This is a genomic window from Streptomyces katrae (assembly GCF_000966975.1).
Taxonomy (GTDB): domain Bacteria; phylum Actinomycetota; class Actinomycetes; order Streptomycetales; family Streptomycetaceae; genus Streptomyces; species Streptomyces katrae.
This window is the reverse complement of the sequence record NZ_JZWV01000461.1, coordinates 1-8,147: the sequence shown is the minus strand read 5'-3', so window position 1 is coordinate 8,147 and position 8,147 is coordinate 1. Positions and strand designations below refer to the sequence as shown.

Sequence of the window (8,147 nt, the reverse complement as noted above, 5' to 3'; positions counted from 1 at the left end):
CCCCGCCCTCCCCCACCAGAGCGCCGTCGCGCAGGCCACCGGCGGCCCGGCGGTCCTGCTCCGCCGGGCCTCCCTGGTGCTGACGATGGACCCCGCCCTCGGCAACGGCCCCCTCGGCGCACTCCAGGACGCCGACGTCCTGGTGCGCGGCGGCGCCATCGCCGCCGTCGGCCCGGCGCTGGCGGCGCCGCCCGGCGCCCGGGTGCCCCGGCGCCCGGGTGCTGGAGAGTTCCGGCAAGCTGGTCATGCCGGGGTTCGTCGACACCCACAACCACCTCTGGCAGGCGATGATCCGGGGCGGATGCACCGACCGGGACCTCTTCGGCTGGTTCCGGTCCTGTACCGACCCCCAGCGGGGCCTCCTGACCCCCGGGGCGCTCCACAGCTTCGTCCGGCTCGCCGCCCTCGACGCCGTGCAGTCGGGCGTGACCACGCTGGTCGACTGGGTGGACATCTTCTCGTACGACCTCGTCGAGAGCTACGTACGGGCGCTCGCCGGCACCGGACTGCGGTTCACGTACGCCATGTACCCGCCGGCTCCCGACGGGGCGCTGGTGGCGAAGGTGAAGAAGGAACTCGTCGACCCGGTCCCGCTCGGCTCCTTCCAGATCGCCACCCACGCGGCCCGGGCCGCCCGGTCCGACAACCTCGCCCACTGGGAGCTCGCCCAGGACCTGGGGGTCATGCTCAACTCCCATGTCCTGGAACGCCCCGAGATGCGCGCCGACGACCCCGTCGGCGTCCTCGACGGCATCGGCGCGCTGGGTCCGCGGCTGCTGATGAACCACGCGGTCCACCTGACGGACGCGGAGATCGCCGCCGTCGCCGAGCACGACGTGCGCCTGGCCCACTGCCCGCTCAGCAACATGCGGCTGGCCTCCGGCATCATGCGGCTGTCCGACCTCGGACGCAGGGGCGTCAAGGTCGGCCTGGGACTGGACGGCGGCACCAACGACACCTCGGACTTCCACGCGCTGATGAAGACGGCCATCGGCCTGCAGCGTGCCCGGACGACCGAGGCCGGTGTCTTCCCGCAGGTCCACGACGTTCTGCGGATGGCCACCCTGGGCGGCGCCGAGGTCCTCGGCCTCGCGGACCGGGTGGGCTCCCTGACCCCCGGCAAACGGGCCGACCTGCTGGTCATCGACCCGGCGGCGCTGAACTTCGCACCGCGCTTCGACTGGACGGGGCAGATCGTGTTCAACGGACGCCCCGAGAACATCGAGGCCGTGTTCGTGGACGGCCGGCCGCTGAAGCTCGGCGGACGGCTGGTCGACGTCGACACGGCCCGGGTGGTCCGCGAGGCCGAGGCCGCGGCCGCCCGCCTGCGTTCGGCGTAGACCGGCCGGCCCTTCGGACGGGGCGCGGGCCGCCCTCGTGCCCGCGCGCCCGATCTCCCGGCCGGACTTACGATGTCGCTAGAGCACTCGGGGCGTCGACGGCCGGTCCCTGGCCGGCGGGAAGCGGGAACCCATGGCTGAGCGGCTCAAGAAATCGGGCCTGATCGGCGAACTCTCGGCGGAATTCGCCGGAACCATGATCCTCATCCTCTTCGGTGTCGGTGTGGTGGCCCAGGTGGTCGCCGGCGGCGCACTCACCGATCCGCCGGGCGGCCTGGGGAACCACGACAGCATCGCCTGGGCCTGGGGCCTCGGCGTCACCCTCGGCGTGTACGTCGCCGCCAGGCTGAGCGGTGCCCACCTCAATCCGGCGGTGACGGTCGCGCTGGCGGCGTTCAAGGGGTTCCCGTGGAAGCACGTGGCCCCGTACGTGGTGGCGCAGACGGCCGGCGCCTTCGTGGCCGCGCTCATCGTGCGCTGGAACTACACCGAAGCCCTGGCGAAGGCGGACCCCACCCACACCATCAAGACGCAGGGCGTCTTCTCCACGCTCCCGGCGAACGGCAACCCGAACCTGCCGGTCACCGAGTGGGGCGCGCTGCGCGACCAGATCATCGGCACCGCGGTCCTGCTGCTGCTGATCCTCGCGGTCACCGACCTGCTCAACACTCCCCCCGGCGCCAACCTCGCCCCGTTCATCGTGGGCCTCATCGTGGTGGCGATCGGCATGGCCATCGGCACCAACGCGGGCTACGCCATCAACCCGGCCCGCGACTTCGGCCCCCGCCTGGCGAGCTTCCTCACCGGGTACGGAGGAGCCTGGCGGGACCAGTACGGGAACTTCTACTTCTGGGTGCCCATCGTCGGTCCGCTGATCGGCGGCCTGCTGGGAGCGGGTCTGTACAAGTTCTTCGTCGGCAGGTTCCTGCCGACCGCCGAGCCGGAGCCCCCCGGAGAGGTGCCGACACCGGACGAGAGCTGATCCGACCCCCAGGACGGGCCCCAAGAGAGGCGGCAACCCATGGCTGACTTCGTCGGCGCAGTGGACCAGGGCACCACCAGCACCCGCTTCATGATCTTCGACCATGCGGGCAACGAGGTGGCCAGGCACCAGCTGGAGCACTCCCAGATCCTGCCCCGCTCGGGGTGGGTCGAGCACGACCCGGTCGAGATCTGGGAACGCACCAACTCCGTGATCCAGAACGCCCTGCGGCACGGAAACCTTTCCGCGACCGACCTGGCGGCCATCGGCATCACCAACCAGCGGGAGACGACCGTCGTCTGGGACCCGCGCACCGGCCGCCCCTACTACAACGCCATCGTCTGGCAGGACACCCGTACGGACTCCATCGCCGCGGCACTGGAGCGCTCGGGGCAGGGTGACGTGATCCGGCGCAAGGCGGGGCTGCCGCCGGCGACCTACTTCTCCGGCGGCAAGATCCAGTGGATCCTGGAGAACGTCGACGGGGTCCGCGAGGCCGCCGAGCAGGGTCACGCCCTCTTCGGCAACACGGACTGCTGGGTGCTGTGGAACCTCACCGGCGGGCCCGACGGCGGCATCCACGCCACCGACGTCACGAACGCCAGCCGCACGATGCTGATGGACCTGGAGACCCTCGACTGGGACGACGAGCTCCTCGGCTTCTTCGGCGTGCCGCGCTCGATGCTGCCGTCCATCAACCCCTCCTCCCACCCCGAGGCGTACGGGCACGCCCGCTCCTCCCGGCCCCTGCGGGCCGCCATCCCCATCACCGGGGTCCTCGGCGACCAGCAGGCGGCCACCGTCGGGCAGGTCTGCTACGCCCCGGGCGAGGCCAAGAACACCTACGGCACCGGCAACTTCCTGGTGCTCAACACCGGTACCGAACTGGTCCGTTCGCAGCACGGCCTGCTGACCACGGTCGCGTACCAGTTCGCGGGCCAGCCGGCGGTCTACGCCCTGGAGGGCTCCATCGCCGTCACCGGCTCCGCGGTGCAGTGGCTGCGCGACCAGCTGAAGGTCATCAGCGATGCCGCCGAGACCGAACGTCTGGCCTCCACGGTCGAGGACAGCGGCGGCATCTACTTCGTGCCCGCCTTCTCCGGCCTGTTCGCCCCGTACTGGCGCTCCGACGCCCGCGGTGCGATCGTCGGCCTGGCCCGCTACCACGACAACGGCCACCTGGCCCGGGCCACCCTGGAGGCCATCTGCTACCAGAGCCGTGACGTGGTGGAGGCCATGGAGCAGGACTCCGGCGTCCACCTGGACGTGCTGAAGGTGGACGGCGGCGTGACGGCCAACGACCTGTGCATGCAGATCCAGGCCGACGTCCTCGGCGTACCCGTCAGCCGGCCGGTCGTCGCCGAGACGACCGCCCTCGGCGCGGCCTACGCCGCCGGCCTGGCCACGGGCTTCTGGCAGGACACGGACGAACTGCGCACCCACTGGCAGGAGTCGAAGCGGTGGGAGCCCCAGTGGTCCGAGGAGCAGCGCGCCGAGGGGTACGCGGGCTGGAAGAAGGCCGTGGAACGTACCCTCGACTGGGCCAAGGTCGAGTAGCCCGACGCGAAGGCGCCGGAGCGGGCCCCACCGGGCCGGCTCCGGCGCCTTCGTGTCAGGTGCGGCGCAGGCGGCCGGCCAGGACCGCCATCGCCGCCATCAGCGCCGGCAGCACCAGCATCGCCCACCGCAGGGTCGTCGCCTCCGCCAGCGCGCCGATGACGGGGGGGCCCGCGAGGAAGCCGACGTAGCCCACCGCCGAGACGGCGGCGATGGAGGAGCCGGCCCGCTCGGGACGCAGCCCGGCCGCGTGGGCGAAGACCAGCGGGATGACCGCGGCCATGCCCAGCCCCAGCAGCCCGTAGCCGACGAAACCCGCCGCCGTGGTGGCGTCGAGGATCGGGATGAGGGCCCCGGCGCCCGCCACCGCCGCGCACAGGAGGGTGAAGCGGACCGTGCCGAGCCGGGCCCGCAGCCGGTCGGCGGTGAGCCGGCCGACGACCATGCCCGCGGAGAAGACGGCGTACCCCAGGCCCGCCGCGCCCGCTGAGGCGCCGGTCTCCTCCTTCAGGTAGACCGCGCCCCAGTCGTTGACCACCCCCTCCCCCATCAGCGCGCAGAACGCCACGAGGCCCGGGATCCACAGGCCCGGCCCGGGCAGGGCCAGCAGGGGGTCGCGCCGGGAGGGGCCCGCGGCCGGCGGGGGGTCCGGGGCCAGGGCGGTGGCCGCCGCGCCCGCCACCGCCAGCAGGACGAGGGCGGCCACCGTGAAGTGCGCCGCGATGCCGACCCCGGCGGAGGCGGCCAGGCCCCCGGCCGCGGCGCCGGTGATGCCGCCGAGGCTGAACATGGCGTGGAAGCCGCCGAGGACGGGGCGGCCGTAGGCCCGTTCGACGAGGACGCCCTGGGTGTTCATCGCGACGTCCACGGCCGTGTTGCCGCAGGCGAACAGGGCCAGGGCCGCCGTGAGTACGGCGAGGTCCGGGACGTGGGGCAGGCTCGCGAGGGCGCCCAGGTAGGCGATCAGGCCCGCGCACAGGACCCTGCGGCTGCCGTACCTGGCCACCAGGCCGCCGACCAGCGGGAGCCCGAGGAAGGCCCCGCCGCTCAGGCCCACGAGGGCCACGGCCAGCTCCCCGGCGGACAGGTCCAGCCGGCTCTGGACGGCGGGTACCCGGGCGGCCCAGGTGGCGAAGGCGGCGCCGGTGACGAAGAAGACCGCGCAGACGGCCAGCCGCATGGTCCGGGGACCGCGGCCGTGGCCGCCGTCCCCGGCACGGGCCCGCCGCGCCGTCCGTCCGTCCGCGGTCCCGGGCTCGTTGCGCATCCGCGTCCGTCCCCCTGTCGTCCGTTTCACCGCGCCGCTTCGGCCGTCCGCCGGGTCAGGGCGACCAGTGCCTCCCGTTCCTCGACAAGGACCTTGTACAGGACATCGGCGTAGCGCCGCATCGTGGTGACGTCGTTGGGCGGGCCGAAGGAGCTGAAGCTCTGGCCGAGGACCAGCCGGCGCAGGCAGATCTCCTCGCTCACGGGATACTCCTCCGGATCGTAGTGGTGTCCGGCCCGGGCGTGTCCGCAGCTCCAGGGGCAGCCGCGGCCGTAACCGCGCAGTTCCCGGAAGAGGGTCTGCCCGGGGACCGGCTGCGGCTGCCAGCGCATGATCTGCAGGCCTTCGGCGTTCACCGCCCGGGCGAGGGCGTCACGGAAGGCGGCGACGGGCAGGCCGTCGAGTCCGAGTTCCTCGGGCATGACGAGCAGCAGGTAGAAGAAGTACACGTGCGTGCGGTCCTCGGGTACGGCCGGCGTACGGATGCCGGGTACGCCGGCGAGGGCCCGGGTGAGCGCCGCGCCGTTGGCCTGCCGGACGAGTGACATCTCCGGCAGGCGGGTGAGCTGGGAGCGGGCGAACGCGGCGGCGAGGACGTCGATGCGGTAGTTCCAGCCCATGATGCGGGCGTTGTAGTCGCGGCTCTGGCCGGGGAGTTCCTCGCCGAACATCAGCACCCGCCGGGCCAGCCGGTGCTGTTCCTCGTCGCGGGTCGCGAAGAGGCCGCCCTCGCCGAGGGCGGAGAGGGTCTTGGACCCGTTGAGGCTGGCACCGCTCATGGCGCCGAGGGACCCGACGGGGCGGCCCCGGTAGGAGGCGCCGTGGGCCTGGGAGGCGTCCTCGATGAGGACGAGGCCGTGGCGCTCCGTGACCGCCCGCAGGGCGTCGTGGTCGGCGGGCAGCCCGTTGAGGTCGACGGCGACGACGGCACGGGTGCGGTCGGTGATCCGCTCCTCGATCCGGGCCGGGTCGATGTTGAAGGTGGCCGGGTCGGTGTCCACGAACACCGGGATCGCGTTGGCCTGCAGCACGCAGGAGGCCGAGGCCAGGAAGGTGTCGGCCGGTACGAGCACCTCGTCGCCCGGCTCCACGCCGGCGGCCGCGATCGCCATGTGCAGGGCCGCCGTACCGGAGTTGGCGGCGAGGACATAGGGCATTCCGGTGAACTCGGCCCAGGCGTCCTCCAGTTCGCGCACCGTGCGCATGGGCCAGTGCCAGGGGGTCGCCTGGTCCAGGGCGTCGAGGACGGCCTTGCGGTCGGTGTCGGTGATGTGCGGCCAGGGGGCCGGCTCGTGTCCGGCCAGCAGCGGGGAACCTCCGTCCACGGCTAGCACGTCGTGGCCTCCTCACGGATCCCGGCGGCGGCGCCCGGCGTCAGCCTGCGGCGGGCCGGAGCCTCCCGGCGGAACACCGCCCTGGCGGAGGGGGTCTCGGGGAAGGGGCCGAGCAGGCCGGCCAGGGCCCTGAGCCCTTCGGTCAGGGTGACGCGCGGGGCGAAGCCCAGCCCCGTCAGACGGGTGGTGTCGGCGAGGAGCGTGAAGCTGTCGGCCAGGCTGGAGGTGTCGGCGTCGAGCAGGGCCGGGCGGCCGGTGGCCGCCCCCACGGCGTCGGCCAGCTCGCGCATCGAGACGGCGGTGCCGGTGCCCAGGTTGTAGGTCTCGCCGTCGGCGCCGCGGGCGGCCAGCACCATCAGGGCCCGGCACAGGTCCTCGACGTGGATGAAGTCGCGGCGTTTGCGGTCGATGTCCCCGACCACCGGGATGGGCAGTTCGTTGAGGTGCCAGCGCAGGAACTGGGAGACCTCCCCGCCCGCGCGGCGCGGGTCCTCGCCGGGGCCGTAGACGACGAAGGAGCGGCCGATGACGACGGGCAGTCCGGCCGTCGCGTGCAGGCTGCGCAGGGTCAGTTCGCCGGAGAGTTTGGAGGCGCCGTACGGCAGGAAGGGCTGGGTGGGGTGGTCCTCGCGGATCGGGCTGTGGCGGGGGGTGCCGTAGACGATGGCGGAGGAGAGGTAGACGAGGCGGCGCACCCCCAGTTCCAGGCAGGCGTTGCCGACGTTGCAGGTCCCGAGGGCGTTGAGCTGGAAGTCGCGGCGGGGGTCGGCCACCGACTCGGTGCCGCTGGCGTTGCCGGCCAGGTGGAACACGGCGTCGGCGCTCTGCAGCGCCAACAGGGTCTCGCCGTAGTCCCGCAGGTCGGCGCGGACGTGGGAGACGCCGGGCAGGGCCGCGAGCTCGGCGGGGAGGGGGGCCTGGTCGACGACGGTGACCTTCCGGGACAGCAGGCTGAGGGCCGTCACGAGGTGCCGGCCGACGAAGCCGGCTCCGCCGGTGACGGCCACTGCCTCGTAGGGGGTTTCGGGGATGACGGGACCGTGGTGCACGATCGCTCCATTCGAGGTTCAAGGCGAGGGAGTCGGGGGGCACGGGTGCACGTCGGCCGGTGGTCGCCGGGGGCGCACCCCTCCGCGGGCGCGCACCCGGCGGTGCGCTCGATGCGGCGGTGCTGTTCAACCCTGGCCCGGACCGTGGTGACGCTCTCGCGCCTGATCGGTTACGGCTCGACCAGTTGACCACGCGGCCTCCCCGGCGGCGCAAGGGGTGCCGGGGAGACTGGCCGAGACTGCCCGCCGCCCCGCCGCGCGGCGGCGAGCGGAGCGGAGCCGGTCCGTTTCCGCGACCGCCGAGGGCGGAGGCGATCGCTCCGCTCGAAGCGGAAGGGTGGCGGGGGCTCCGCCCGCGGGTCCGGGATGGCCGGTTTGTCGGTCGTGCCCCCGGTCCCGCCCCGGTGGCCCTGTCCGGGGGCGAACTCCCCCCGCCCGTGCGTCCGCTGACGGGGGGTCTCGCCGCCCGACCGGTCCTCAAGTACACGGACAGGCCTCTGACCTGCATCGTCTTGGATCTCAAGACCCTTCGGTCCACCATCCGGTCACGCCCTTGCCGTCGAGGCCGCACCCGGGCAAGTATTCCTATCAATCCGATCGGAAAAGGGGGGATCGGGT

The 8,147-nt window shown here is 73.2% G+C and carries 7 protein-coding genes; 3 read left to right on the top strand and 4 right to left on the bottom strand.

Annotation, left to right across the window (positions count from 1 at the left end; all coding sequences use genetic code 11):
- A partial coding sequence (locus VR44_RS41275; protein WP_157880330.1) for a hypothetical protein occupies window positions 1-247 on the bottom strand: 247 nt, incomplete at its 3' end.
- On the opposite strand from VR44_RS41275, the gene VR44_RS17285 reads away from it, so the two are divergent.
- The 3 genes from VR44_RS17285 to glpK all read left to right on the top strand — a co-directional run bounded on the left by VR44_RS17285 (window position 219) and on the right by glpK (window position 3,879).
- A complete protein-coding gene (locus VR44_RS17285; protein WP_052713657.1) occupies window positions 219-1,340 on the top strand; it encodes an amidohydrolase family protein in 1,122 nt (373 codons plus the stop codon). The genes VR44_RS41275 and VR44_RS17285 overlap by 29 nt on opposite strands.
- A 133-nt stretch (window positions 1,341-1,473) precedes the next feature.
- Window positions 1,474-2,322, top strand: coding sequence for an MIP/aquaporin family protein (locus VR44_RS17280; protein ID WP_045948407.1), 849 nt, complete (start codon window positions 1,474-1,476; stop codon window positions 2,320-2,322).
- Between the two features lie 39 nt (window positions 2,323-2,361).
- The gene (gene glpK / locus VR44_RS17275; protein WP_045948406.1) at window positions 2,362-3,879 is read left to right on the top strand and encodes a glycerol kinase GlpK; all 1,518 of its coding nucleotides are present in this window, start codon (window positions 2,362-2,364) and stop codon (window positions 3,877-3,879) included.
- Between the two features lie 55 nt (window positions 3,880-3,934).
- On the opposite strand, the gene VR44_RS17270 is transcribed toward glpK, so the two are convergent.
- From VR44_RS17270 to VR44_RS17260, 3 genes are read right to left on the bottom strand one after another with little or no spacing between them, the layout of a single operon-like run.
- Window positions 3,935-5,146 (bottom strand): MFS transporter, encoded by a 1,212-nt coding sequence (locus tag VR44_RS17270; RefSeq protein ID WP_052713656.1) that lies wholly within the window; start codon window positions 5,144-5,146, stop codon window positions 3,935-3,937.
- A gap of 26 nt (window positions 5,147-5,172) precedes the next feature.
- Window positions 5,173-6,480, bottom strand: coding sequence for a DegT/DnrJ/EryC1/StrS family aminotransferase (locus VR44_RS17265; protein ID WP_045948405.1), 1,308 nt, complete (start codon window positions 6,478-6,480; stop codon window positions 5,173-5,175).
- Complete coding sequence (locus tag VR44_RS17260) at window positions 6,474-7,529, bottom strand: NAD-dependent epimerase/dehydratase family protein (RefSeq protein ID WP_245691881.1); 1,056 nt, start codon at window positions 7,527-7,529, stop codon at window positions 6,474-6,476. The genes VR44_RS17265 and VR44_RS17260 overlap by 7 nt, the downstream gene beginning before the upstream one ends.
- Window positions 7,530-8,147: the final 618 nt, after the last annotated feature.

Bases quoted from the DNA above. Each gene is read 5' to 3' on its own strand.
- VR44_RS17270 (WP_052713656.1), bottom strand. From the start codon at position 5,146: ATGCGCAACGAGCCCGGGACCGCGGACGGACGGACGGCGCGGCGGGCC.
- VR44_RS17280 (WP_045948407.1), top strand. From the start codon at position 1,474: ATGGCTGAGCGGCTCAAGAAATCGGGCCTGATCGGCGAACTCTCGGCG.
- glpK (WP_045948406.1), top strand. From the start codon at position 2,362: ATGGCTGACTTCGTCGGCGCAGTGGACCAGGGCACCACCAGCACCCGC.